Source organism: Mesorhizobium sp. LjNodule214 (assembly GCF_964252735.1).
Lineage (GTDB): Bacteria > Pseudomonadota > Alphaproteobacteria > Rhizobiales > Rhizobiaceae > Mesorhizobium.
This window is the reverse complement of sequence record NZ_CAXUPE020000002.1, coordinates 735,843-760,707: the sequence shown is the minus strand read 5'-3', so window position 1 is coordinate 760,707 and position 24,865 is coordinate 735,843. Positions and strand designations below refer to the sequence as shown.

Sequence of the window (24,865 nt, the reverse complement as noted above, 5' to 3'; positions counted from 1 at the left end):
CGGCAGGGGCATGATACCGGACTGATCTGTGCACAGCCGCCCGCATTGCGCTCCGGCGCATGTCGGCGGCTTGACAGCTTTCGAAATCCAGACTTTGTGAAACACATGCGGGACGGCAAGCCGAACAGCGAAAAGACACCGGCGAAGACGGCATCCGCCGAGCGTCCGGCTGCCGTTCGCCGGGCCGATGCGGCGCGCATTCCGGGCTCCAGCGTGCATGCCTCTTTGGCCAGCGAGATCGGTCTTCGGATCGTGCGCGGCGACTATCCGCCAGGCACCATCCTGCCCAATGAAGCCAAATGGTCGGAGACCTTCGACGTCAGCCGCTCGGCGGTGCGCGAGGCGATCAAGATGCTGATGGCCAAGAGCCTTCTGGCGTCCCGCCCCAAGATCGGCAGCTGGGTCGAGCCGAAGGAGCGCTGGAACCTGCTCGACCGCGACGTGCTCGCCTGGTACGCGACCTCGCCCGACCGCGAAGTGTTCCTGAAGACGGTGCAGGAATTCCGCCACATCATCGAGCCGGAGGCGACCGCCTATGCCGCCATGCGGCGCACCGACGAGCAGATGGCCGAGATCAGCCAGGCCTGCCGGGAGATGGGCGAGGCCCCGAGCCTGCAGGAGCGCACGCGCGCCGACACCCGCTTCCACCTTGCCATATTGAGGGCTTCCGGCAACGACCTGCTGGTGCCGCTCGGCGTGCTGATCGAATCGGCGTTCGATCATCTGTTCGCCTATACGACGCGCGAGCTGGACGACCTGCAGCATGCGCAGAAGCTGCACGAGGCGATCGAGAAGAACATCCGCCTGCAGCGGCCGGATGCGGCGCGCGCCGCGGTGCGCAAGCTGCTCGCCAACACCGACGACGTCATCAAGTCGAGATAGGCGCGAGCCCGGACCGGCATCGCCCGTCGCCGCCAGCGCCAGACTAAGGTCCGAGTGGTCGCTGCGTCACTCTATTCGCCTGATCCCACAGCATCTTTCTGCACAATTCGCCTGAACTCCCGAGGAGTCATCGAATAGTGCTTCTTGAATGCGCTGCAGAAATGCGCGGTGTCGCTGAAACCTGTTTCGTAGGCGATTTCGGTCACGCTGCGCCGCCGACTGTTCAGGAGTTCGCGCGCCGCCATCAAGCGAATCTGTCGCCAGAACGCTGCAGGGGCCATCTGCAGGTCGGCATGGAAGGCGCGGTTCAATCGTGTTTTTGTGGCGTTCAGCGATAGCGCCAGATCCTCGATCGAACATGGCGAATCGATGCGGGTCTCCATCGTCTTCACGGCCTCCACCGTCAGCCGCGCGGCGCTGCCAAGGGCTTCCTCGTAGGGCTTCGCCTTGAGGACGATGCGAGATTCTTCCGGTTTGAAGAGAAGATAGTTCAGTGCTTTTCGAGCCCGGCCCGCATCACTGTATCGCGCGATCAGGAACGCCGCGATGTCGATGGCGACGATGCTGCCCGGGCATGTGATGATGTTGCCATCGATGACATAATTCTGGCTCGTCGCTGGATTGCTGTTTGGGAACCTGCTCAAGAACTCGCCCAAAGTATCGAAATGCAATGCGCATTCGCGATGCTCCAGGAGCCCTGCCTGTGCCAGGACGAAGCTGCCTGTGCATAGACCGATAAGAGGGATTCCGCGGGCGTTCACGGCACGAAGATACTCAAACGTCGCCGGATGAATGCCTGCAAGATCAGGTATCAAACCGCCACACACCGCGATGCAATCGTAGACCTCGGGATCGTCCAGGTTCCCTGCCGGCGTCATTTCCAGTCCGCAGCTGGCGCGCACGGGTGACGGCCCCGCCGCGATGAAGTCCCAGGCGAAATAGATCTGGCGGCTATGGTCCTGCTTGTCCGCGGCAAGTCGAAGAGCGTCGACAAAGCTGGCCATCGGCGTCAGCGTGAAGCTCGGACAAAGGATCAAGCCGACGCGAAGGTAAGGAAGGGCCGTTCGGTTTGGCACCCTTAGCGTAGATGTCAACGCGCGCTCCCAATCCGCCTCCCGATTCAAATGTTATGAAAAATGAGACGGAATCACAATCCTCCCGTGTCACGCGCCGCTATCATATTAGTCATACCTAACCTGTGTCCACGAGTCCGGACAGACTGAGCATGACTGCGAAGCCGGCCTTTCATAGGGTTCTCGAACCGCTCCAATTGCGCCACAAGACGCTGCGCAATCGCATAAATTTCGGTGCGCACACCGCGAACATGGCAGAGGATGGGCTGCCCGGCTCGCGCCACCTGGGTTACTACCGGGAACGCGCCCGAGGGGGCGCGGCCATGATCGTGGTCGAGCCGATGCCGGTTCATCAGACCGCCCGTCTGACACGAGGCAATTTCCGCCATGACGATGACGCCGTAATCCCCGGATTCAAGGCCATTACCGAGGCATGCAAAGCCGAGGGAGCGGTCATGGTCCATCAGCTCTATCATGTCGGACAGCATGGGGATTTCGACAATTCGTACAGCGCGAACTGGTCCCCCTCCGGGCTCCCGTCCTATCACGACGGAGACGGCAGTCACCGCATGCGAGAAGCTGAGATCGAGGAGATAATCGAGGGCTTCGTTCGCGCGGCGGTGCGGGCGAAGGCGTGTGGCTTCGATGGGGTGGAACTGTTCGGGCCCTACAACTCGCTCATCGAGCAGTTCTGGCTACCCTGGTCAAACCGCCGCGACGATCGATGGGGCGGCTCGTTCGAGAACAGGATGCGGTTCTCGACTGAGATCACCTCGCGCATCCGTGCGGCTGCTGGAGACGAATTCATTATCGGGCTCGCCTCAAGCATCGATACCTCGGTCGACGTCGGGATGGGTACTGCACTTCTCCAGGAAATCGCCGCGTACCACGATACGCGCGCTCTGATCGACTACATCACTTGCGGTACCGGCAGCTATTTCGACCACGCCTCAGTCATGCCCACGTTTCTCTTCGCCGACAAACTCGGCGCGCCTCATGCGCAGGCGCTGAAGGAGGTCTGCAAGCACATACGCGTCCAGGCAGAGAGCCACATTCGAACGCCCGAAAACGCAAATGAGGTCATATCATCGCGACAGGCGGACATGGTCAGTATCGTGCGAGGCCAGATCGCGGATCCGTACTGGGTCAAGAAAGTGGCGAGCGGCCGTGACACCGAGGTCCGGGGCTGCATCTCCTGCAATCAAATGTGCTGGGGAAGACGCTCGAGAGACTACTGGATCTCGTGCCTCGTCAATCCGTCGGCCGGCCGCGAATTCGAATGGGGAGGCGACACCTTCATCCCGGCCATAACACCGAAGCGCGTGCTGGTGGTGGGAGGCGGACCGGCAGGACTCGAAGCGGCTCGAGTCGCGGCCGAGCGCGGCCATAGCGTGACGCTCGCAGAAGCCGCCCCGCAGCTCGGCGGACAATTCAGGCTGGCCGGCATGCAGCCGCGCCGGTCGCAGATAGTGGAGTTGGTCGATTGGTACGAAAGACAGTTGACCAGGCTGGGCGTACGGGTGCTGCTCAATGCGCCGCTCGACGCTGCGGAGATCGCCGGGCACGACGTCGATGAAATCGTCATCGCGACCGGTTCGCAACCTGCCGGTACAGGCTTCCAACGCGGCTTGCCGGGGCAAGATCGTCTGTCAGGGGTGGATTTGCCGAATGTCTGGTCCGTCGAGGACGTGATGACGAGGACGGCGCGGCTGGGCGACCATGTCCTTCTCATCGACGACACGGGCGACTGGCGCGGGCTTGGCACGGCCCTCGAAATCGTAGCGCGCGGACACCGTGTGACGGTTGTCACGGCGTGGCCCTTCCTCGGCCGTTACCTGCAGCGAACGGAAAGCGACGGCGTTGCGCGAGCTCGGCTGAAGATTGCGGGCGGCGATTGGATAACAGACGCGGTGGTCAAGGAATGGCACGGCGACGGCGCGACAGTCAGGTGCCATCTCGATGGGGCCGAAACCGTGATCAAGGCCGACACCCTCGTTCTTGCGACCACCAACGTCTCGGACACATGGGTGCTGGACGAACTCGCGGAGCAGATACCCGCACTGATGCCGAAGGTAATCGGCGACGCCTTGGCGCCGCGGCTAGCTGTGGCGGCCATCTACGAGGGGAGGGTGCTCGGCCAATCCATCTAGACTGCTGCCAACTGCCAGATGGCAGACCAGATCCTCGGCCACCAGGCGCGGCTTTCGTGCAGTGACGGTCCTGAGATCCGAGACCCGGGCGGAATATCCCGGGGTTCAACGATTGGTTGGGCAATGCGTTAGACACAAACAATGGGAGATCCAAAATGAAGTTTTTCAGAAGCGGCGGAACCCGCTTACCGGAAGCAGTCACGAGCATGGCCAAGGACGTTCGCGAGGGCCTTATGGACCGGCGCGAGTTCCTCGCCATGGCCAGCACGTTCGGCGCATCGACTGCGCTGGCCTACAGCATGGTTGGCCTGGCAGTGCCGGTCCCCGCCTTTGCCGAGGAAGGCAAGAAGGGCGGAACGCTTCGCGTTGCCATGGTCGTGAAGCAACAGAAGGACCCGCGTACCTATGATTGGGTCGAGATGGCCAATATCAGTCGCACCTGGCTGGAGCCGCTGGTCAAGTACACCCGCGAATTCACTTTCGAGCCGGTCCTTCTCGAGAGCTGGGAAGTCAACGGCGACGCCACCGAATACGTGCTCCATGTCCGCAAGGGCGTAACCTGGAACAATGGCGACGCGTTCAATGCCGACGATGTCGTCTACAATTTCAACCGGTGGTGCGACAAGAAGGCGTCAGGCAATTCCATGGCGGCACGCGTCAACAGCCTGATCGACCAGAACACCGGCAAGGCGCGCGAGGGCGGCATTACCAAGGTCGATGACCACACGGTCAAGCTCTCGCTCGGCGCTTCGGATATTGCGCTCATCGCCAACCTTACCGATTATCCTGCCTTGGTCGTGCACCGCAATTTTGACGCCGATGGCGCCGACCCGGCCGTAAAACCGATTGGTACGGGTGCATTCGAGCTCGTCTCCTACGACGTTGGCCAAAAGGCAGTCGTCAAGCGGCGCGAGAACGGCAAGTGGTGGGGTGGAGAGGCGCTGCTCGATGGGGTCGAGTTCATCGACTACGGCACCGATCCAAACGCAATGGTGAACGCCTTCGAGTCGGGTGAGGTCGATCTCAACAATGAAACCGGGGCGGACTATGTCGAGATCCTGGACGGGCTTGGACTCAAGAAAACCGAAATCCAGACGGCGACTACGCTCGTTGCGCGCACCAACGTCACGCAAAAGCCCTACGACGACAAGCGCGTGCGCAACGCGCTCCAGATGGCAGTCGACAACAACGTCGTGCTTCAACTCGGCTACGCCGGGCGCGGCACAGTGGGCGAAAATCATCATGTCAGCCCAATTCATCCCGAATACTTCCCCCTGCCTCAGAAAGCTCGCGATGTGGAAGGGGCCAAGAAACTCATGGCCGAGGCCGGCCAGGCCGATTTCGAGCATGAGCTGATCACCGTGGACGATGATTGGAACAAGAGCACCGGTGATGCGATCGCCGCCCAGCTTCGCGACGCGGGCATCAAGGTCAAGCGCACGGTCCTGCCTGGCTCGACCTTCTGGAACGACTGGACGAAGTATCCTTACTCCCTGACGGTTTGGTACATGCGCCCGCTTGGAGTCCAGGTTCTGGCGTTGGCCTATCGTTCCGGCGAGGCCTGGAACGAGACAAGCTACTCCAATCCGGAGTTCGACAAGAAGCTCCAGGAGGCGCTGTCGGTGAGCGCCCCCGAAAAACGCCGTGAGGTGATGAAGGAGGTCGAGGCCATCATTCAGGACTCGGGAATCATCATCCAGCCCTATTGGCAAAAGCTCTACAATCACATGAGTGAGAAGGTGAAGAACTACTCCATCCACCCAACATTCCAGATAGATCTGCAGAAGGTCTGGCTGGAACAGGCCTGACGCTTTGCCATCCTTGACTTAGAGCAATTCCAGGAAAAGTGCATAGCGGTTTTCCGTCCGGAATTGCGGAAAAACAAAGAGCTAGAGGCCAAGTGGCGGCTGCGAAATGACCTTTCTTCGGAAGGAAGAATTCGCGGCCGCTACTTTAGTCCTGTTTTGGGCGCCCAAACGCGGCGCGCAGTTCGTCCTTTGCCTCCTCCAGCACCTTCCGGCGCTCCTGCGGCAGGTTCTTGCCGGCGCGATTGATGTAGAAATTCAGCATCGACATGGCGGACTGGAACGGCTCGGCTTTGCGGCGGTCGCTGTGCTCGGCCGATCGCTTGAGCGAGGCCGCGATCTTCTTGGCGTCATCGGATTCGAAGATGTGCTCCTCAAGGTCCATCGCATCGCTGTGCTCGGTCACTTCGGCCGACCATTTTCTTTTCGCTGTCATGACAGGAACTCCTTGCTTGTCGGGAAACGTCAGGCGGTGTGGCGGGTTCCCGCAATCGCTGAAGCCGCATTCCTGGCGTCACGGAATTGCTGGTCGTGGCGCTGCTCGCAGCAGCGAATGCGCCGATAGTGGCGCGGAACCGGTCGATCTGCAGCAGCGCGGACAGGAAACGCCTTGACCCCAATCGTCTCCAGCCAGGCAAGTAGCCCTGGTATCGACAGCGCCTATGCATGGACCCGGCTCGGCATTTCGATGCTGCTGTCGACGATCGGCGGCGTCGGCATGTGGGCGGTGGTCGTGGTGCTGCCCGCCGTGCAGGCAGAATTCGGCGTCGATCGTGCCGCTGCTTCGGTGCCCTACACCGCGACCATGGTCGGCTTCGCCGCCGGCAATGTCCTGATCGGACGCGCCATCGACCGCATGGGCTACTGGATCCCCGCGCTGATCGCGGCGATCGCGCTCGGCGCCGGTTTCCTTTTGGCGTCGCTGACCACATCGATCCTTCAGTTCACGCTTGTCCAAGGGCTGCTGATCGGCGTCGGCACGTCGGCGATCTTCGGCCCGCTGATCGCCGATATCTCGCACTGGTTCAGCCGCCGCCGTGGCGTCGCGGTGACAGCGGCGGCCTCCGGCAACTACCTCGCCGGCGCGATCTGGCCGTTCGTGATGCCGATGCTCATGAAGGAAGAAGGCTGGCGCTTCACCTATGCCGCGATCGGCGTCGTCTGCCTCGCCACCATGGTGCCGCTGGTGCTGATGCTGAGGCGCGGCGCGCCCCGCGAAGCCGCGCCTGGTTCGCCCGGCAGTCGGCCCGTCCGGCCGATCTCGCTGTCGCCTGCGGCTCTGCAGGTGCTGCTGGTGATCGCCGGTTTCGGCTGCTGCATGGCGATGTCGATGCCGCAGGTCCATATCGTCGCCTATTGCATGGATCTCGGCTACGGCGTGGTGCATGGCGCCGACATGCTGTCGATCATGCTGGCGGCCGGCGTGGTCAGCCGGCTCGCGTCCGGCTTCCTTGCCGATCGCTTCGGTGCGGTAAAGACACTGCTGATCGGCTCGGTGCTGCAATGCCTGTCGCTGCTGTTCTACATCCCCTTTGACGGGCTTGCCTCGCTCTACGTCGTGTCGCTGGTCTTCGGCCTGTCGCAGGGCGGCATCGTGCCTTGCTATGCGATCATCGTGCGCGACTACATGCCTGCCAAGGAAGCCGGCCAGCGCGTCGGCATCGTCATGATGGCGACCATCTTCGGCATGGCGGTCGGCGGCTGGATGTCGGGCTGGATCTACGACCTCACCGGCTCCTATGCCGCCGCGTTCCTCAACGGCATCGCCTGGAACCTGGTGAACCTTGCCGCCATTTTGCTCCTCATGTGGAAGGCGCAGCGCAGCGCGGTGGCGATGGCCTGAGGCTGACGCCAACCGGCTCGATATCCCAGCCGCCCAGCCGGGCCATTGGCTTGACAATGGGCAAGCGCTGCGCGACGCCAAGCTGACGTGGCGAGGGAAGCCGGAATGGACATGGCGATAAGGGTGATGCTGCCGGGAACAAGGCCGTGAGCAAACCGCGCTCGCGCCGTGGCGGCGGCCGGCCCACCATCGCCGATGTGGCGCGCAAGGCCGGCGTCGGCGCCATCACCGTATCGCGGGCGCTGCGCGAACCGGGGCGCGTCTCGGAGGACCTGCGCCGCCAGATCCAGGCTGCCGTCGACGAACTTGGCTATGTGCCCGACCCGAACGCGCGTGCGCTGGCCTCGGCACGCGCCGAGGTGTTCGGCGTGCTGGTGCCGTCGCTGACCAACAATGTCTTCGCCGAAGTCGTGCGTGGCATTTACGACAGCCTGTCGGACAGTCCGTTCCGCATCCAGCTCGGCAACACCCACTATTCCGGCCTCGAGGAGGAGCGTCTGCTACAGGTTTTCGGCCCGCAGCGACCTGCGGCGCTGATCGTGGCGGGCATCGACCAGACGCCGACATCGCGCAGATTGCTCGAGACGGCCGGCTGTCCGGTGGTGCAGGTGATGGAGACCGGGCCTGATCCGGTCGACATGCTGGTCGGCTTCTCGCATCTCGACGGCGGCCGCGCCGCAACCGAGCACATGATCGAAGCGGGTTACCGCCGGATCGGATTTATCGGCGCGCGCATGGATCCGCGCTCGCAGCGGCGGCTGGCCGGCTATCGCGCGGCGATGGAGACAGCCGGCCTGTTCGACCCTCGGCTGGTGACAACCACGCCGGTGCCCTCCAGCGTACCGCTCGGCCGCGAACTGTTCCGCGACGCGCTGGCCAAAATGCCGACGCTCGACGGGGTTTTCTGCAACAATGACGACATCGCTCTCGGTGTGCTGTTCGAGTGTCACCGTGCCGCCATCGCCGTGCCGAAGACCATCGGCATTACCGGCTTCAACGACCTCGACATGATGCAGTCGGCGTTCCCGTCGATCACCAGCATCCGCACGCCCCGCTACGAAATCGGCCGGCGCGCGGTTGCCATGGCGCTGGCGGCGATCTCGGGAAAAAGGCCGGAAGAGCGGATTGTCGATCTCGGTTTCGAACTCAGGCGCCGCGAGAGCACAGCGCGTTGAAACACGCAGAAGCGACTGTGCGAATGCCGGTTTACACACAATCGTGGTAGCGCTACCATCTTGCCCGAGCGGAAACTGACAACAAAGGCAAAGCCTGTTTATTATACATAAGCGACAGCTTAAGCTTGTTTATTATGTATAATATGATAGTTTTCGACTTCGCCTGAGGGGCGATGGAGGAGGGGAGCGGGTCGGCTTGCGGCCACCCGAAAGGCGCGGTTGGCAAGGCGGGAGGTGCCTTGGCCAAGTCAGGCGCTAGACGTCACGACACATACCAACAAGAACTGCAACTGGGAGGAATATCGATGATCAAGTCACTCGCTGGTGGCATCGTTGCCGCCACTGCATTCGTCATGTTGAGTTCGTCGGCGATCGCCGAACCTGAAATCGTCAAGGGACCGGCTGCCGAAGCGGACTGCTTCGCGCCCTGGGCGGCCGACACGCAGTTCTTCAAGTTCCCCAAGAAGGAAGGCCCCTATCGCATCGCGCTGGCCAACGGCTACATCGCCAACACCTGGCGCATCCAGATGATCCAGACGGCCAAGGCCTATGCCGCACAGAAGGACGTCGCGGCAAAATTGAAGGAATTCAAGGTCGTATCGACCGGTGAGGACGTGCCGGCGCAGATTTCCGCGATCAACAACTTCATCGATTCCGGTTTTGACGCCATCGTCGTCAACGCACAGAACCCGACGGCTTTCGGACCGGTCATCAAGCGCGCCAAGGAAGCCGGCGTCGTGCTGGTCGCCTTCGACAACATCCTCGACACCAAGGATGCCATCAACGTCAATGTCGACCAGAAGGGCCTTGGCGAGTTGTGGGCCAACTGGCTGGTCAAGCATGTGCCGAACGGCGGCAAGGTGCTCGAAGTGCGCGGCGTTGCCGGCACCTCAGTCGACACTGATCGCCACAACGGCATCCATGAAGTTCTCGACGCCTCCGGCAAGAAGTGGGAGGTAACCGAAGTCGTCGGCAAGTGGGACGACGGCGTGGCGCAGAAGGCCACGGCCGACGCCATCGCCACCAACGGCCCCTTCGACGCCATCACCGGACAGGGCGGCGACACAGGCATCGTGCAGGCGATGATCGATGCCAAGCATGCTTTCGTGCCGTTCGGCGGCGAAACTGAAAATGGCTTCCGCAAGTTCTGCGCGGCGCATGCCGCCGACGGGCTGAAATGCTCTTCGGCCGGCACCGGTCCTGCCCAGGTGGCGGTTGCCATCAAGACGGCGATCGCCGCGCTCGAGGGTCAGGTCGTGCCGCAATCGGTCAAGCTGCCTTTGGCCATCGTCGAGGATCCGAACTTCAAGGAAGGCCAGGACTACTTCCCCGACCAGTCCGACAATTTCTTCGTCGGCAATGCCTTCCCGACCTGCGGCATCAACTTCACTGCGCAGGAAATCATGGGCCAGACTAAGGCAGACCAGTAGGCTGCAGGGTCGGCGCCGCGGGTGATCCCGCGGCGCCGGTCGCTTGCCATCTCAATCGCAAAACTGCCTCGGAGGGCCGATGGACGGTGCGGTTCCGCTCTTTCGCATGGAAGGCATTTCCAAGCGCTATGGCGGCGTGCGGGCGCTGGAGAAGGCCGAGCTTTCGGTCACGCCAGGCAGCATCCACGCCATCCTTGGTGAAAATGGCGCCGGCAAATCGACGCTGATCAAGGTCATGGCCGGCGTCGTCGCGCCCGACGAGGGCCGCATGATACTGGAAGGAAGCGAGGTGACCTTCGCCTCGCCGGCGGCGGCCAACAAGGCCGGCATCGTCTGCATCTTCCAGGAACTGTCGCTGGTCCCCGAGCTCAGCGTCGCCGACAACATCGTCATTTCCGATCCGCCGACGCGTTTCGGCATGATCGACCGCAAGGCGCAGCGGCGCATCGCGGAAGAAGCGCTGGCGCGGGCGGGCGGCGCCGACATCCATCCGCTGGCGCTGGTCAAGGATCTTCCGCTTTCAAGGCGGCAGATGGTCGAGATCGCCAAGGCCCTGGCCAGGAAGCCGCGCATCCTCATCCTCGACGAGGCAACCTCGGCGCTGACCGCGACCGATGTCGCCAGGATCTTCGGCGTGCTGAAGCGGCTGCGGGAGGAGGGGCTGGCGCTGCTCTACATCTCGCACCGGATGAATGAGATCGCCGAGCTTGCCGACCAGTGCACGGTGTTCCGCAATGGCCGCAATGTTGCCTCCTATGCTGCCGGTTCGAAGAGCGACAATGAAGTCGTCGAGCTGATGATCGGCCGGGAATACAGCCATATCTTTCCGCCGAAGCCGGTGCGCGCCTCGTCCGCCGCCGCGCCGGTTCTGGAAGCGCGAAAACTGTCCTGGGCCGACCGGCTGGACAATGTCTCGCTGACGGTTGGGGCTGGCGAGGTCGTCGGCCTCGGTGGTCTCGACGGCCAGGGCCAGCGCGAGCTGCTGCTTGCCTTCTTCGGCGTGCTGCGTGGCCTTTCCGGCCAGATATTGATCGACGGCAGACCGGTGGCGATCGCCAGCCCGGCGGCGGCGCGCGACGACCGGATCGGCATGGCGCTCATCCCGGAAGACCGCAAGACCGAAGGCCTGATGCTGCCGATGACGGTGCGCGAGAACCTCTCCTTCGCCGCACTCGACCGGCTGTCCAAGGCGGGCGTCATCGATCGCGCCGCCGAACAGCGGCTGATCGACGACATGGTGGGATTGCTGGCGATCAAGACGGCAGGCCTCGACATTCCGGTCGGGGCGCTGTCCGGCGGCAACCAGCAGAAGGTCGTCATCGCCAAATGGCTGATGCGGCAGCCGCGCATCATCCTGCTCAACGATCCGACGCGCGGCATCGATGTCGGCACCAAGCAGGAGCTCTATCAACTGATGCGCAAGCTTGCAGACGCAGGTGCTGCGATCCTGTTCTATTCGACCGACTATGACGAGCTGATCGGCTGCTGCGACCGCGTGCTGGTGCTCTATGACGGCGCGGTCAAGCGTGAGCTGGTCGGCGCCGAGATCACGGAGCGGGCGCTGATTGCCAGCGCACTCAACATCCACGGCGAGAACGCCGGCCCAAGACAGGGAGCGGACGCGTGAAAGATTGGCGCTACTGGCTTGCCGAACAGCGCGGAACGCTGCTGGCTTTCGGCATCTTCATCGTCATGTTCGTCATCTACACCGCGAACCATCCGGCGGGCTTCACCGCCAATGTCGTGCAGACAGCCTCGAACAAGGGCGTGCTGCTCGCCTTCGTCGCCATGGCGCAGACGCTGGTGGTGATAACGGCCGGCATCGACCTCTCGGTCGGCATGATCTTCACGCTGACCAATTGCCTGGCGTCCTGGCTGGTCATCGGCACCGGCATCGAGACTGCTTTCGGCGTCATCGCCGTGCTCGGCACCGGGCTGCTCTGCGGGGCGATCAATGGAGCCATCGTCATCTATGGACGCCTGCAGCCGATCGTCGCCACCATCGCCACGGGTGCCGTCTATTTCGGCATCGCACTGCTGCTCAGGCCGTTTCCCGGCGGCTCGGTCAACGAGGATCTTGCCGACGCGCTGACCGGGCGCCTGTTCGGTGTCGTGCCGGCGAGCCTGGTGGTGTTGCTCGCCGTCGTGCTTGTCGTCTGGGTGCCATTCAGCCGCTCGGTGCTCGGCCGCGCGGCTTACGCTGCGGGCTCGTCGGAAACGGCCGCCTACATGTCCGGGGTGCCGATCCGCCGTGGCAAATTCGCCGCCTATGCGTTTGCCGGGCTGCTGGCGGCGATCGGCGGGCTGTTCCTGACCTTCTTCACCTATACGGGCGATGCCGCCTATGCCAGCGGCAACGCTTACACGCTGTTTTCGATCGCCGCCGTGGTGCTCGGCGGGGTCTCGTTGTTCGGCGGCAAGGGCAGCGCCATCGGCGCGATCTTCGGCGCGCTCGCCTTCCGCACCATCGGCGACCTGCTCTTCGTCTTCGATTTCGATCCGCTCTGGCAGCCGCTGTTCCAGGGCGTTATCCTTTTGATCGCCGTCAGCCTCGGCGCCTTCGCCCTTTTCAGAGTCCGCAACCGGCTGGAGTGGTTCCTGTGAGCGAGACGACGATGGGCGGCATCGCCAACCGTATGCCCAAGTTCATCCGCCGCGCCGATCCGGCCGTCGTCACAGCCTTTGCCTGCATCGTGCTTTTGCTGTTTCTCGGCAGCCTCTATTCGCGCAGTTTCCTGTCGCCGGAATATCTCTTGCAGCAGCTCAAGGTGGCGTCGTTCCTCGGCGTCATTGCCACCGGAATGATGCTGGTCATCCTGCTCGGCCAGATCGACCTGTCGGTGCCGTGGTCGGTGGCGGTCGGCGCCATGATGGCCTGCGCGGCTGCCGCTTACGGTCCCGTCGGCGTGGCGCTCGCTATCCCATTCGGCATTTTCTGCGGGGTTGCGATCGGCATCGTCAACGGCATCGGCGTCGCCTATCTGCGCATTCCCTCGATGATCATCACTTTGGCCACCAACGCCGTCGCGCAAGGATTGATGGTGGTCTACACCGGAGGCTTCTCGCCACAGGATTCGGCGACGGGAGCGATGCGCTATCTGGCGACCGGCTTCGCCATTCCGGCTGTTCCCAACGCCGTCATCATCTGGGCGCTGATCGGCGCTGCCACGGTCTTCGTACTGACCCGCACCGGCTTCGGCCGCACCGTCTACGGCATCGGCAACCGCGAGCGCGCCGCCTATCTGTCCGGCATCGACACGCGCCGCGTGGTGATGATCGCCTTTGCCGTTTCCGGTGGCCTCTCTGCCTTCGGCGGCGTGCTTCTGGCCGGCTATGCCTCCAAGGCGGCGCAATCGATGGGCGATGCCTATCTGCTGCCGTCGATCGCCGCGGTGGTGCTCGGCGGCACCTCGATCCTTGGCGGGCGCGGTTCCTATCTCGGCACGGTGGCCGGCGTGATCCTGATCACGCTGCTGCAGTCCATTCTTTCGGTCATGCAGATGCCGGAGGCGGGGCGGCAGATCATCTACGGTGTCGTCATCGTCGCCATGCTGCTGCTCTACGGCCGCGCGCCGGCAAGCCGCTGAGCCGTGGACGAGAAGGCAACACAGCCGGCACCGGCGCGGGCAGACGATGCCCGGCAGGTGTCGGCCATCGTGGTGATGGGGGTCGCCGGCTGCGGCAAGTCGGCCGTCGGCGAGGCGCTGGCCGAAGCCCTGGGAGCAGTGTTCGTCGAAGGCGACAGGTTGCATCCGCCGGAAAACGTCGCGCAGATGGCAAGCGGCAAGCCGCTCACCGATCAACTGCGCGCAGGCTGGCTCGACGCCATCGGCCAGCGCATTGCCGCCTCCGTCGCCGGCGGACAAAGCGTCGTCGCCGCCTGCTCGGCGCTGAAGCGCAGCTATCGCGACCGGCTGCGCGGTTTTTGCGCCGACATCGTTTTCGTCTATCTGGAGGTCGACCGCGAAACCGCCTGGCAGCGCGTCGGCCATCGCAAGGGGCATTTCATGCCGGCAAGCCTGGTCGACAGCCAGTTCGCCATACTGGAAGCGCCGGCGGCGGATGAACGCGCCCTGACACTCGACGGAACCGGCCGCCTCTCCGACATCGTCACCAGGACCGTCGGCCTGCTGGACGGCAAGACCTCATGAGGTGCCGGTCTCGACTTCCGTTACGTCCGAGCGCTCGGTGAGCCTCGGGGCGGCGGACCATGCCATCATCTGCTCGGGATACAGCTTCAGCGCTTCGAGGAAGCGGTCGCGCTTGAGCAAAATGTAGCCAGCCTGCAGCTCCAGGTTCTTTGCCGCCATGTCCCTCGTCGCGGGCATGGTTGATGCCGGTTTCTGCGCCGCTACGAGTTCGGGACTGATGACAGCCCGGTAGTCGCGGAAGGCGACGATCTCGAAGGTCGACATAGCAAACAGCGCCGTGGCGCCTCTGGCGGCGAAGTTCGCCGGCGCCGAGGCCAGATGAGCCCAGCCGCTTTCGCCGATGGCGGCCTCGGTGAATGTCGATCCGGCGTGGATGGTGTTGGTCATCAGGATGATGCCGTTTTCCCTGAGGATCCTTTGCATGCGCACGGTCACCTGATAGGCGTCGCCGCGCTCGAACACGACCCGGCTCTTCAGGAAGCGGTTCTCCACCGCAACCAGCGGCCGGTTCAGAAAGCGCAGGCCGAAAATCGTGTCCGAGAAGCCGTGGAAATCGACGCTCACCTGGTGGGCATCGACGCCGGCTTCATGCAAAGCGCGCTTGCCGATGATGGTCTGGGCGGTGAACTGATCGCACCAGATGATGGCGCCGCGGCCGCGCTTCAGCGCAGCAACCAGGCCGTCAAGCCCCTCCAGCCGGATCGTCGGCGACCAGCCGAAGCCAGTCAGGTGCGCGGCAAGCAGCAGCTGCCGGCGATGGGTGGCGGCAAGCAGGCCCCGGAACAGCGCCTCCGCGTCGATGCCGCTGCCAAGCACCGCGCGGACCGCCGCGGCGTAACGGGAAAAATCCTTGCGGATATGCCGCTTCAACCGGAGCTCCGAAGTCCAGCCGCAGATTGATGCCCACCAGGCGACCGGCAGCACCGCGGCGACACCGAGATAGAAGCCGAGCAGCAGGCTTTCGCGCAAATCCCGGTTCGAGAAGCGGCGCAGCTTGCCGGGCCTGACCAGCTTGCGGCTGAAGAACCGCACCGGCTCGCCGCGCTCCGGGACGAGCACGTCGGAGATGATTTCAGTGTGGTAGCTGGCGGCGGATGGTGCGCGGTTGGCCCTGCGGGATTTTCCGAACCACGGCAGCTTCATCCGATCGGTGTCTCGCCTGTTCCTGGGTTGCGTCCGAAAAGCCTCTACTGCGTCCGCAGCAGTGACGCAATTGGGCGCCAGCCGGAGTGTCGGGAGCCGAACAGATGGAAAGGCGGAACTTTGGTCAGATCTGTGACGTCAGTTCGACCGGGAAATCGTCATTGTCGGCGTCGCGCATGGCGGCGAGGCTGCGGTTGTCCAGCACCTCGGCGATCGCCTGGCGCACCTCCAGCATCATGTGCCGAACCTGGCACGTGGCTTCGTCGCAATCCTCGCAGCGCTGGTACTGCGTGCGGCTGGCGCAAGGGATCGGCGCCAGCGGTCCGTCGAGGACGCGCACGACATGGCCGATCTTGATCTCGGAGGCCGGCCGGGCGAGGCGATAGCCGCCTTCCTTGCCCTTGCGGCTCTGGACGAAGCCGGCATTGCGCAGTTCGCCCAGAATGGCGTCGAGGAATTTCTTCGGGATGTTGTTGGCGACGGCGATGTCGTTGACAAACGCAAGCTGGCCGACCGGCAGGCCAGAAAGATGCACGAGGGCCTTGAGGCCGTATTTGCCCTTTTTTGTCAGCATGCCAAGATCAACCCGTGAAGCCCCAACCACCCGCATCTGGCGGTTGTTTGTGTGTAAATCATGACGTCTTGGGTCGCGCACTGCTGTTTCGCGAGACAATCCGCCCGGCGGCACGTTAGGCACAAACGCACTGATTCTTTGTAACGTTTTTCACAGATGACGCCGGGATTTTGCCGGAGACGGATTGCCGGCGCATGAAACGAAGACAGCCGGCAAAGCCGGCTGTCTTGCTCAGTCCATGAGGCAACGGTCTAGCGGCTGCCGTAGACCTGGTCGAGCAGGCCGCCGGCGGCAAAGTGCTCGGCCTGCACCTTGGCCCAGCCGCCGAAGACCTCGTCCACCGTCAGCAGGCGGACATCGGGGAATTCGGCCTTGTACTTGGCGGCCACAGCCGCATCGCGGGCTCGCAGGCCGTTGCGGGCGGCGATGTCTTGGCCCTCCGGCGTATAGAGGAAGTCGAGATAGGACTTGGCGAGATCGCGCGTGCCGTGCTCGTCGGCGACCTTGTCGACGATGGCCACCGGGAATTCCGCCAGCAGGCTGACCGAGGGCGTGACCTGCTCGAATTTATCGTCGCCATATTCCTTGCGGATGCCGCGCGTTTCAGACTCGAAGGTGATCAGCACGTCGCCGATCTCGCGCTGCACGAAGGTCGTGGTGGCCGCGCGTCCGCCGGTGTCGAAGATCGGCACGTTGTTGAACAGCTTGGTGACGAACTCCTTCACCTTGGCATCGTCGCCCTTGAAGGCTTCCTTGGCGTAGGCGGTGGCCGCAAGATAGGTGTAGCGCGCGTTGCCCGACGTCTTCGGATTGGGAAAGATCACCTGGACGTCGTCGCGCACGAGATCGTTCCAGTCCTTGATGTGCTTGGGGTTGCCGGCGCGCACCAGGAAGGACGGCAGCGAATAGAAGGGCGAGGCGTTGTCGGGGAAATCCTTCTGCCAGTCGGCGGAGACGAGACCTTTCTTGACCAGGAAATCGACATCGATGACCTGGTTGAAAGTGACCACGTCAGCCTCCAGCCCCTCGGCGATGGCGCGTGCCTGGGCGGACGTTCCGGCATGCGACTGGTCGATGGTCACGCCGGGGTGCCCGGCGATGAAAGCCTTGTTGACTTCGACGAACAGTTCGCGGCCGACGTCGTAGGAGGCATTCAGCAGCCTGTCGGCCGACCATGTCTGGGAGGATGTGAGGACGAGGGCGGCCAGCGCTGCGGCGCCAAGCAAAAATCGCTTCATGAAAACAGGCTCCTTGAGAATGTCCCGAGACTAGAGCAATTCCGGACGGAAAACCGCTACGCACTTTTCCTGGAATTGCTCTAAGGGCGCAAGCATAGCCGGCTAGAGCCCGCCACGACGAGACATGCGATCAGGGCTCTGGTGCAGCAGCCGGAAAGAATATCGCCGAAACAGCCGCTTGATAGGATTTTCTTTCAAGCAGAGTCAAACCGGCATCCGGCCACCACGGCGGCCGGCCTTGCTGATCGGCGGAGAATTCCCGGCGTCGGCCTAAGCGGCCGGAAAGAGCTTCCAGCGCCTGGGACGGAACGCCACCCGGCTCTTCTGCGCCGCCGGATGGTCGACCGGCAGTTCGATCTCGACCCGTTGGCGCTCGCCGCCGATTTCGAGTTCCACGCGCCTGGTGCCGGCGACGCGGCGGCTGGCGGCGACGGTGCCGGCGATGCAACCGCTGCAGCCGTCGAGAAGTTCGACATCGTGCGGGCGGAAGTACAGCATCGCCTCACCGGAAGGCGCATGCGGCGCCGACAGCCCGATCGGACGGTCGGCGAGCCAGATAGCGCCGTTCTCGACCTTGACGGGAAGCGAGCTGGATTCGCCGATGAAGCCATAGACGAAGGGCGAGTTCGGCGTGTCGTAGATCTCGTCGGCGCTGCCGACCTGCTCGATGCGGCCCTGGCTCATCACCACCACGCGGTCGGCAAGCTCCAGCGCTTCCTCCTGGTCGTGGGTGACGAACACCGTGGTGTGGCCGGTGGCGTCGTGGATCTCGCGCAGCCAGCGGCGCAGTTCCCGGCGCACCTGGGCATCGAGGGCGCCGAACGGCTCGTCGAGCAACAGCACCTTGGGTTCGATCGCCATGGCGCGCGCCAGCGCCACGCGCTGGCGCTGGCCGCCCGAAAGCTGCGCCGGGTAGCGCTTTTCCAGCCCCGACAGCTGGACGAGGTCGAGAAGCTCGGATGCGCGGCGGCGGATCTCCTGCTTCGGCGGGCGCGACGGTCCGTGCCGGACCTTGAGACCGAAGCCGATATTGTCGGCGACCGTCATATGCCGGAACAGCGCGTAGTGCTGGAAGACGAAGCCGACGTTGCGCTCCTGGATCGACTTTTGCGAAGCGTCCTCGTCGCCGAAGAAGATCGCCCCCTTGGTCGGCCGCTCCAGCCCGGCGATCAGCCGGAGCAGGGTGGTCTTGCCGGAGCCGGACGGCCCGAGCAGCGCGATCAGCTCGCCGGACTTGATGTCGAGCGATACGTCGTGGAGGGCCGGAAACCGGTCAAACTCCTTGCGCACGTTGGCAACGCGAACTTCCATCAACCGTCCCTTTTCAGTGTCCGCGCGTCGCGGCGATCTCGGCGCCGTAGCGCATCTCGAGAAGTGTTTTCAAGACCAGCGTGACCAGCGCAAGGCCGGCAAGCAGCGAAGCCACGGCAAAGGCGCCGACGGCATTGTACTCGTTGTAGAGGATTTCGACGTGCAGCGGCATGGTGTTGGTCAGGCCGCGTATGTGCCCCGACACCACCGACACTGCGCCGAACTCGCCCATGGCGCGGGCATTGCAGAGCAGCACGCCGTAGAGCAATCCCCATTTGACGTTGGGCAGCGTCACATACCAGAAGGTCTGCCAGCCATTGGCGCCGAGCGAAAGCGCGGCCTCCTCATCGCCATTGCCCTGTTCCTGCATCAGCGGGATCAGCTCGCGGGCGACGAAGGGGAAGGTGACGAAGACGGTGGCGAGCACGATGCCGGGCACGGCAAACAGGATGGCGATGCCATGCGCCTTCAGCCAGGCGCCGAGCAACCCTTGAGCGCCGAACAGCAGCACATAGACCAGGCCGGAAATGACCGGCGAGACCGAAAACGGCAGGTCGATGAGCGTGGTCAGGAAGGCCTTGCCCTTGAATTCGAACTTGGCGATCGCCCAGGCCGCCGAGATGCCGAAGACGATGTTGAGCGGCACCGAGATCGCCGCCACCAGCAGTGTCAGGCGGATCGCCGAGCGCGTGTCGGGGCTGGCCAGCGCCTCCGTGTAGGCACCGACGCCCTTGGCCAGGGCTTCGTTGAAGACGACGATCAGCGGCAGGAGCAGGAAGACGCCGAGGAAGGCGAAGGCCACGGCCATCAGCACCGCCCGCACCGGCCGGCTTTCGGTGACCGCCGCCGACTGGCTTTCGTGATGCGGCTCGTAGGATTTGATCTCGGGGTCAGCCATAGCGTTTGCGGCTCCACGACTGCACCAGGTTGACGACGAGCAGCATCAGGAACGACAGCGCCAGCATGATCGCGGCGATCGCGGTCGCCGCAGGGTAGTTGTACTCCTCCAGCCGAATGACGATCAGCAGCGGCGCGATCTCCGACTTGAACGGCAGATTGCCGGCGATGAAGATGACGGAGCCGTATTCGCCGACGCCTCGCGCAAAGGCAAGCGAGAAGCCGGTAACGATCGCCGGCGCCAGGCCGGGAAACAGGATGCGGGTGATGATCTGGAAACGGTTGGCGCCGAGCGTGGCGGCTGCCTCCTCCACCTCCTTGTCGATCTCCTCCATGATCGGCTGCACCGTGCGCACGACGAAGGGCAGGCCGATGAAGACCAGTGCAATGATGATGCCGAGCGGCGTGTAGGCGACCTTGATGCCGAGCGGCATCAGCAATTTGCCGATCCAGCCGTTGGGCGCATAGAGCGTGGTGAGCGCGATGCCGGCCACGGCGGTGGGCAGCGCGAAGGGCAGGTCGACCATGGCATCGACGATGCGGCGGCCGGGAAAGCGGTAGCGCACCAGCACCCAGGCGACCAGCGTGCCGAAGGCGACGTTGATTGCAGCGGCGGCGAAGGCGGTGCCGAAGCTGATTTCGAGCGCGTTGATGGTGCGGCGGTCGGCGACGATCGCCCAGAAGTCGGTCCAGCCGAGCGCGGCCGAGCGCCAGACCAGCCCCGAGAGGGGGATGAGGATGATGAGCGTGAGGTAGGCAAGCGAGAAGCCGAGCGTCAATCCGAAACCCGGAATGACGCTCGGCTGTCTGAACCGCCACCCCGCCTGGGCGGGTGCTGTGGTCATGGAATTCTGGTTCGTCCCTTCTTATTCAGACCAGATTGCCGTCAGTGACATCGCGGCCCTGCGGCCGCCGCGCCTCACTGGGCCGGCTTGTAGATCTGGTCGAATATACCACCGTCGCCGAAATGGTAAGGCTGTGCCTTCTTCCAACCGCCAAAAAGCGGATCGTCGATGGTGACCAGCTTGATCGCGGGCAGTTTGGCGAGGTCTTCCGCCGGCACCAAATCGGGCTTTGCCGGACGATAGTGGTTCTTGGCGATCAGCGTTTGACCTTCTTTGGAGTAGAGCCAGCCCAGATAGGCCTCCGCGACCTTGCGCGTGCCCTTGGCGTCGACATTGGCGTCCACCACCGCGACCGGCGGCTCGGCCAGGATCGAGGTCGGCGGATAGACGATGTCGAAATTGTCGGCGCCGAATTCGTCAAGCGCCAGATAGGCCTCGTTCTCCCAGGCGATCAGCACGTCGCCGAGGCCCTTTTGCGCGAAGGTCACGGTCGAGCCGCGCGCGCCGGTGTCGAGCACCGGGACATTGGAATAGAGCTTGCCGACGAATTCCTTGGTCTTGGCTTCGTCGCCGCCATCATTGGCGTTGGCATAGGCCCAGGCCGCGAGGTAGTTCCAGCGCGCGCCGCCCGAGGTTTTCGGGTTCGGCGTGATAACCTGGACGCCTTCCTTGACCAGGTCGCTCCAGTCATGGATGCCCTTCGGGTTGCCCTTGCGGACCAGGAAGATGATGGTCGAGGTGTAGGGGGCGGAATTGTTCTCGAATTTCGTGCGCCAGTCGGGATTGATCTTCTGCGACTTGGAGACGATGGCGTTGATGTCGCCTTCGAGCGCCAGCGTCACCACGTCGGCATCGAGGCCGTCGATCACGGCGCGGGCCTGGGCGCCGGAGCCGCCATGCGACTGCTGGATGGTCACGGTCTCGCCGGTCTCGGCCTTCCAGTGGGCGGCGAAGGCCTCGTCATAGGCCTTGTAGAGTTCGCGTGTCGGGTCATAGGACACGTTGAGAAGGGTCGTGTCGGCAAACGCGAAACCGAGCGTGCCGAACTGGACAGATGTGGCGACCAGTGCGCCGAGCAGTTTCCTGAAATGAGGGTTGGTCATTTCCGCCTCCGTTGATGATGGCCGAACTCTACCGAATTGATAGAAATTAGATGCATTCAACGTTGCCTTTTTTGCCCTCTTGAAGCAATTTTTCGCCGGGGATCGACCTCTTGAGGAAACATTTTCCTCATATTAGCCCGTGTCGATTCCGCGTCGGTTCGACGCTATTTAGAAATCAGGTGAACCGAGGCAAGGCCGCGCGACAAGAGGTTTGCGTTGGCGGCGACCGGTTCCTATTCCGCGCTGACGGGAAAGTCGAAACGCTGTTTCGGAAACGGTTCGTTTGCCAGCGTGAAGTGCCACCATTCGCGGGCATAGTTCTTGAACCCGCCGGCGCGCATCGCCTCGAGGAGCTTTCTGCGGTTTGCCGCCGCGTCGCCGGTAAGCGGGCGGTGGGCGGTTTCGCTCGCCGGGTCGAAGCAGTCGAAACCGGTGCCGAAGTCGAGCGTGTCGGCGTCGGGTGTGCCGCAGGCGGGCTTCGGTGCGCTCCTGTGGTCGGCATGGGCAATGGCGACGTCGACGGTCGAGCCGCGCGAATGGGTGGACAGTTCGCCGATATAGCCCTTGGCGATGAGGTCATTGCGCTTGACCGCCGGATACCATTGCGGATCGGGCGGTCCACCCTTTCCTGTCCATTCGCCCATATCGGCGACGGCGCGCGCCGGGCGATAACAGTCGAAGACGACCAGCGTCAGCCCTTCGGGAGCGAGCACGTTTTGCACGCTGGATAGGGCTTCCGCCGCCTGCCGGGTGAGGATGCAGACCGGGGCGTCATAGCCCTTCGCCTTGCGGTGCAGGAAATTTTCGAGACCGGCATATCGGATGTCCTGGCGGATCGAGGGATCGACACCGGCGAGACGGACGAAGCCGGCGGGGAGGTCGGCGGCGAAGGCGGGGAGGGTGCAGGCGAGAGGCAGCAGGACGCAAAGCCCAATGCGCTGAATCGTTTGGCACATTCTATTCAACGAGCACTTTCACTCGACAAACACCTTCACGCTAGCCGCGCGACCTGCCGCATCGATCACGGTGAGCGTCGAATAGCCGGCGCCGTCGGGCAGCCAGGTCGCGGTGCGGCGGCGGTCGATGCCGGTCAGCGGCTTGCCGTTGGCCAGCCAGCGGAACGGGGCGCGGCCGCCTTGCAGCTTCAGCACCAGCGGCGAGGCGTCAGGCGAATTGGTGGCGAGATCGACGCGAGCGCCGTCAGGCGGAAAGATGATCGTCGGCGCGGGTTCGGTCGGCGCCGCCTGCGCCAGCCCCTCGGTGACAGCGCCGAAGCGCGCCAGCGTCACCGGCAGGTCCTCACGCCTGGGACTGAACACACCGGCTGGCCGTCCCGGCAGCGGCACGGTGGCGAGGCCGGAGCGGACGAAGCCTTCGAACAGGATCGGCGCTGCCGAGACATAGCCGGAGAGACCGGGCACGGCGCCAGCATCGGCGCGGCCGACCCAGACACCCAGCACGTAGCGGCCGTCGAAGCCGACCGACCAGGCATCGCGGTAACCATAGGAGGTGCCGGTCTTGTAGGCGATGCCGCGCTGGGAGGCGCCCTCGGGTGGCTTGACGCCCGACAATATGTCGGTGATCTGCCAGTTGGCCTGATCGTCGAGGATGGTGGCGGTGGAGCGTTCGGCATTGGCCGGCTCGGTGCCGTCATGCAGCGTGTGCGCCTTGCCGCCATTGGCGAGCCCCGTATAGAGCTGGACGAGGTCGCGCAGGGTCACGCCGACGCCGCCAAGGCCGATCGCCAGGCCCGGCGCCTCGTTGACCGGCAGCACCGGGCTGACGCCGGCCTGGCGGAAGCGCGCCGTCAGCCGCGCCGGGCCGACCGCGTCGAGCACGCGGATCGCCGGCACGTTGAGCGACAGTTGCAGCGCCTGCCGGATGCTGACATCGCCCTGGTAGCCCATGTCGAAATTCTTCGGCCGGTAGCCGGAGAAATCGGCCGGGCTGTCCTCGATGATGGTCTCTTGCGCCACCAGCCCCTGCTCGAAGGCGAGGCCGTAGATGAACGGCTTCAGCGTCGAACCCGGCGAGCGGATGATCCTGGTCATGTCGATCCAGCCGGAGCGGCTGGCGTCGAAGAAATCGGCCGAACCGACCTCGCCGAGGATGTCGCCGGTGCGGGAGTCTGCCATCACCATGGCCACCGACAGGCGCGGGCCGAGCTTGCTGGCGGCGTCCTTGGCCACCTGCTCCAGCCCTTCCTGGACGCTTTTGCGGATCGTCAGTTGCAGGGGCTTGCCGGGCACGGCCTTGGGCAGCATGGCATAGGCGGCGTGGGCCGCAAGCGCCGGCAATTTGCGGCGCAAGCCCGAAACATCGTCGAGCGCGGCGCGGGCGGCCTCGCGTTCGCCGAGCAGACCTGATGAAACCATGCGGGTCAGCACGCGGTCGCGGGCGGCGTGCGCAATGCCGAGGTTGCGGTCAGGCCGGCGCCTTTCCGGCAGTTGCGGGAGCGCGACGAGCAGGGCGGCTTCCGAGACGGTGAGCCGCCTGGGCTCCTTGCCGAAATAGGCGAGCGAGGCGGCGCGCACGCCTTCGAGATTGCCGCCATAGGGCGCCAGCGTCAGATAGCGCTCGAGGATCTCTTGCTTGGAGAGCCGCCGCTCGATCTGGATGGCACGCAGCATCTGCTTGATCTTGGAGCCGAAGCTGCGGCTGTCGCGCGGCTCGATCAGCCGCGCAAGCTGCATCGACAGCGTCGAGCCGCCGGAGACGATGTGGCCATTGCTGACGAACTGGCCGGCGGCGCGGGCCAGCGCCAGCACGTCGACGCCGTCATGGTCCCAGAAGCGCTTGTCCTCATAGGCGACCAGCATATCGACGAACTGCTTGTCGACCTGGTCGAGGCGGGTTTCGAGCCGCCAGTAGCCGTCAGGCGTTGCGAAGGCCCGCAGCAACTGGCCGTCGCGATCCTGCACTTCGGTCGACACTGCGAGCTTTTCGGGCAGGGGCGGCGGAAAGGCGCGGTTGAGCTGCCAGAGAGAAGCAACAGCGATTGCCGCAAAGCCTACGAGGGAAGCTGCGGCGATACCTGTTCGGCGGAGAAATTTCCTCGAGAGCACGGTGCCGCCCCTCATTGCCCTGCCGGGCATTTCTCCCCGTATAGAGACGGGGAGAAAGTGGCCTGCGCAGAGGTCTTCGCCAATTTCCAACGTTGCGGAAGAGGCGCCGACGATCGCAGCAACGCCCTTCTCCCCGTCCCGATACGGGGAGAAGGTGCCGGCAGGCGGATGAGGGGCAGC

Annotated in this window: 21 protein-coding genes; 10 read left to right on the top strand and 11 right to left on the bottom strand. The window is 63.9% G+C overall.

Annotation, left to right across the window (positions count from 1 at the left end):
- Positions 1–105 precede the first annotated feature (105 nt).
- Entirely contained in the window at positions 106–882 is a 777-nt protein-coding gene (locus ACSQ3Z_RS17545; RefSeq protein WP_436173924.1) for a FadR/GntR family transcriptional regulator, read from the top strand.
- Positions 883–953: 71 nt separating this feature from the next.
- Here ACSQ3Z_RS17545 and ACSQ3Z_RS17540 read toward each other — a convergent pair whose 3' ends face one another.
- Entirely contained in the window at positions 954–1,886 is a 933-nt protein-coding gene (locus ACSQ3Z_RS17540; protein WP_436172576.1) for a GlxA family transcriptional regulator, read from the bottom strand.
- A gap of 221 nt (positions 1,887–2,107) precedes the next feature.
- On the opposite strand from ACSQ3Z_RS17540, the gene ACSQ3Z_RS17535 reads away from it, so the two are divergent.
- Both ACSQ3Z_RS17535 and ACSQ3Z_RS17530 read left to right on the top strand, forming a co-directional pair.
- Positions 2,108–4,105 (top strand): FAD-dependent oxidoreductase, encoded by a 1,998-nt coding sequence (locus ACSQ3Z_RS17535; protein ID WP_436172575.1) that lies wholly within the window; start codon positions 2,108–2,110, stop codon positions 4,103–4,105.
- 155 nt (positions 4,106–4,260) lie between these two features.
- The gene (locus ACSQ3Z_RS17530; RefSeq protein ID WP_436172574.1) at positions 4,261–5,913 is read left to right on the top strand and encodes an ABC transporter substrate-binding protein; all 1,653 of its coding nucleotides are present in this window, start codon (positions 4,261–4,263) and stop codon (positions 5,911–5,913) included.
- A 145-nt stretch (positions 5,914–6,058) separates the two neighbouring features.
- Here ACSQ3Z_RS17530 and ACSQ3Z_RS17525 read toward each other — a convergent pair whose 3' ends face one another.
- Positions 6,059–6,346 (bottom strand): DUF3175 domain-containing protein, encoded by a 288-nt coding sequence (locus ACSQ3Z_RS17525; protein ID WP_436172573.1) that lies wholly within the window; start codon positions 6,344–6,346, stop codon positions 6,059–6,061.
- 174 nt (positions 6,347–6,520) lie between these two features.
- On the opposite strand from ACSQ3Z_RS17525, the gene ACSQ3Z_RS17520 reads away from it, so the two are divergent.
- From ACSQ3Z_RS17520 to ACSQ3Z_RS17490, 7 genes are all read left to right on the top strand, one after another.
- A complete protein-coding gene (locus ACSQ3Z_RS17520) occupies positions 6,521–7,753 on the top strand; it encodes an MFS transporter (RefSeq protein WP_436172572.1) in 1,233 nt (410 codons plus the stop codon).
- A 146-nt stretch (positions 7,754–7,899) separates the two neighbouring features.
- Positions 7,900–8,928, top strand: a complete 1,029-nt coding sequence (locus tag ACSQ3Z_RS17515; protein ID WP_436172571.1) for a LacI family DNA-binding transcriptional regulator — start codon at positions 7,900–7,902, stop codon at positions 8,926–8,928.
- 305 nt (positions 8,929–9,233) lie between these two features.
- The gene (locus ACSQ3Z_RS17510) at positions 9,234–10,358 is read left to right on the top strand and encodes a sugar ABC transporter substrate-binding protein (RefSeq protein WP_436172570.1); all 1,125 of its coding nucleotides are present in this window, start codon (positions 9,234–9,236) and stop codon (positions 10,356–10,358) included.
- 79 nt (positions 10,359–10,437) lie between these two features.
- Positions 10,438–11,985, top strand: a complete 1,548-nt coding sequence (locus tag ACSQ3Z_RS17505) for a sugar ABC transporter ATP-binding protein (RefSeq protein ID WP_436172569.1) — start codon at positions 10,438–10,440, stop codon at positions 11,983–11,985.
- Positions 11,982–12,962 (top strand): ABC transporter permease, encoded by a 981-nt coding sequence (locus ACSQ3Z_RS17500; RefSeq protein ID WP_436172568.1) that lies wholly within the window; start codon positions 11,982–11,984, stop codon positions 12,960–12,962. The genes ACSQ3Z_RS17505 and ACSQ3Z_RS17500 overlap by 4 nt, the downstream gene beginning before the upstream one ends.
- Positions 12,959–13,945 carry an ABC transporter permease gene (locus ACSQ3Z_RS17495; protein WP_436172567.1) on the top strand — a complete coding sequence of 329 codons (987 nt, stop codon included), beginning with the start codon at positions 12,959–12,961 and terminating at the stop codon, positions 13,943–13,945. Before ACSQ3Z_RS17500 ends, ACSQ3Z_RS17495 begins: the two co-directional genes overlap by 4 nt.
- Before the next feature lie 3 nt (positions 13,946–13,948).
- Positions 13,949–14,509 (top strand): gluconokinase, encoded by a 561-nt coding sequence (locus ACSQ3Z_RS17490; RefSeq protein ID WP_436172566.1) that lies wholly within the window; start codon positions 13,949–13,951, stop codon positions 14,507–14,509.
- On the opposite strand, the gene ACSQ3Z_RS17485 is transcribed toward ACSQ3Z_RS17490, so the two are convergent.
- The 9 genes from ACSQ3Z_RS17485 to pbpC all read right to left on the bottom strand — a co-directional run bounded on the left by ACSQ3Z_RS17485 (position 14,504) and on the right by pbpC (position 24,700).
- Positions 14,504–15,652 (bottom strand): hypothetical protein, encoded by a 1,149-nt coding sequence (locus tag ACSQ3Z_RS17485; RefSeq protein WP_436172565.1) that lies wholly within the window; start codon positions 15,650–15,652, stop codon positions 14,504–14,506. The two genes, ACSQ3Z_RS17490 and ACSQ3Z_RS17485, sit on opposite strands and share 6 nt — an antisense overlap.
- A 124-nt stretch (positions 15,653–15,776) precedes the next feature.
- Entirely contained in the window at positions 15,777–16,226 is a 450-nt protein-coding gene (locus ACSQ3Z_RS17480; RefSeq protein ID WP_006202816.1) for an RrF2 family transcriptional regulator, read from the bottom strand.
- A 251-nt stretch (positions 16,227–16,477) separates the two neighbouring features.
- Positions 16,478–17,464, bottom strand: coding sequence for a sulfate ABC transporter substrate-binding protein (locus ACSQ3Z_RS17475; RefSeq protein ID WP_436172564.1), 987 nt, complete (start codon positions 17,462–17,464; stop codon positions 16,478–16,480).
- A gap of 270 nt (positions 17,465–17,734) precedes the next feature.
- On the bottom strand, positions 17,735–18,775 hold the full coding sequence (locus ACSQ3Z_RS17470) for a sulfate/molybdate ABC transporter ATP-binding protein (RefSeq protein ID WP_436172563.1): 1,041 nt from the start codon (positions 18,773–18,775) through the stop codon (positions 17,735–17,737).
- A gap of 13 nt (positions 18,776–18,788) precedes the next feature.
- Entirely contained in the window at positions 18,789–19,673 is an 885-nt protein-coding gene (gene cysW, locus ACSQ3Z_RS17465) for a sulfate ABC transporter permease subunit CysW (RefSeq protein WP_436172562.1), read from the bottom strand.
- Entirely contained in the window at positions 19,666–20,517 is an 852-nt protein-coding gene (cysT, locus tag ACSQ3Z_RS17460; protein ID WP_436172561.1) for a sulfate ABC transporter permease subunit CysT, read from the bottom strand. The genes cysW and cysT overlap by 8 nt, the downstream gene beginning before the upstream one ends.
- Before the next feature lie 74 nt (positions 20,518–20,591).
- The gene (locus ACSQ3Z_RS17455; protein ID WP_436172560.1) at positions 20,592–21,620 is read right to left on the bottom strand and encodes a sulfate ABC transporter substrate-binding protein; all 1,029 of its coding nucleotides are present in this window, start codon (positions 21,618–21,620) and stop codon (positions 20,592–20,594) included.
- Between the two features lie 233 nt (positions 21,621–21,853).
- Positions 21,854–22,576 (bottom strand): M15 family metallopeptidase, encoded by a 723-nt coding sequence (locus ACSQ3Z_RS17450; protein ID WP_436172559.1) that lies wholly within the window; start codon positions 22,574–22,576, stop codon positions 21,854–21,856.
- An 18-nt stretch (positions 22,577–22,594) separates the two neighbouring features.
- The gene (gene pbpC, locus ACSQ3Z_RS17445) at positions 22,595–24,700 is read right to left on the bottom strand and encodes a penicillin-binding protein 1C (protein WP_436173923.1); all 2,106 of its coding nucleotides are present in this window, start codon (positions 24,698–24,700) and stop codon (positions 22,595–22,597) included.
- Positions 24,701–24,865 lie beyond the last annotated feature (165 nt).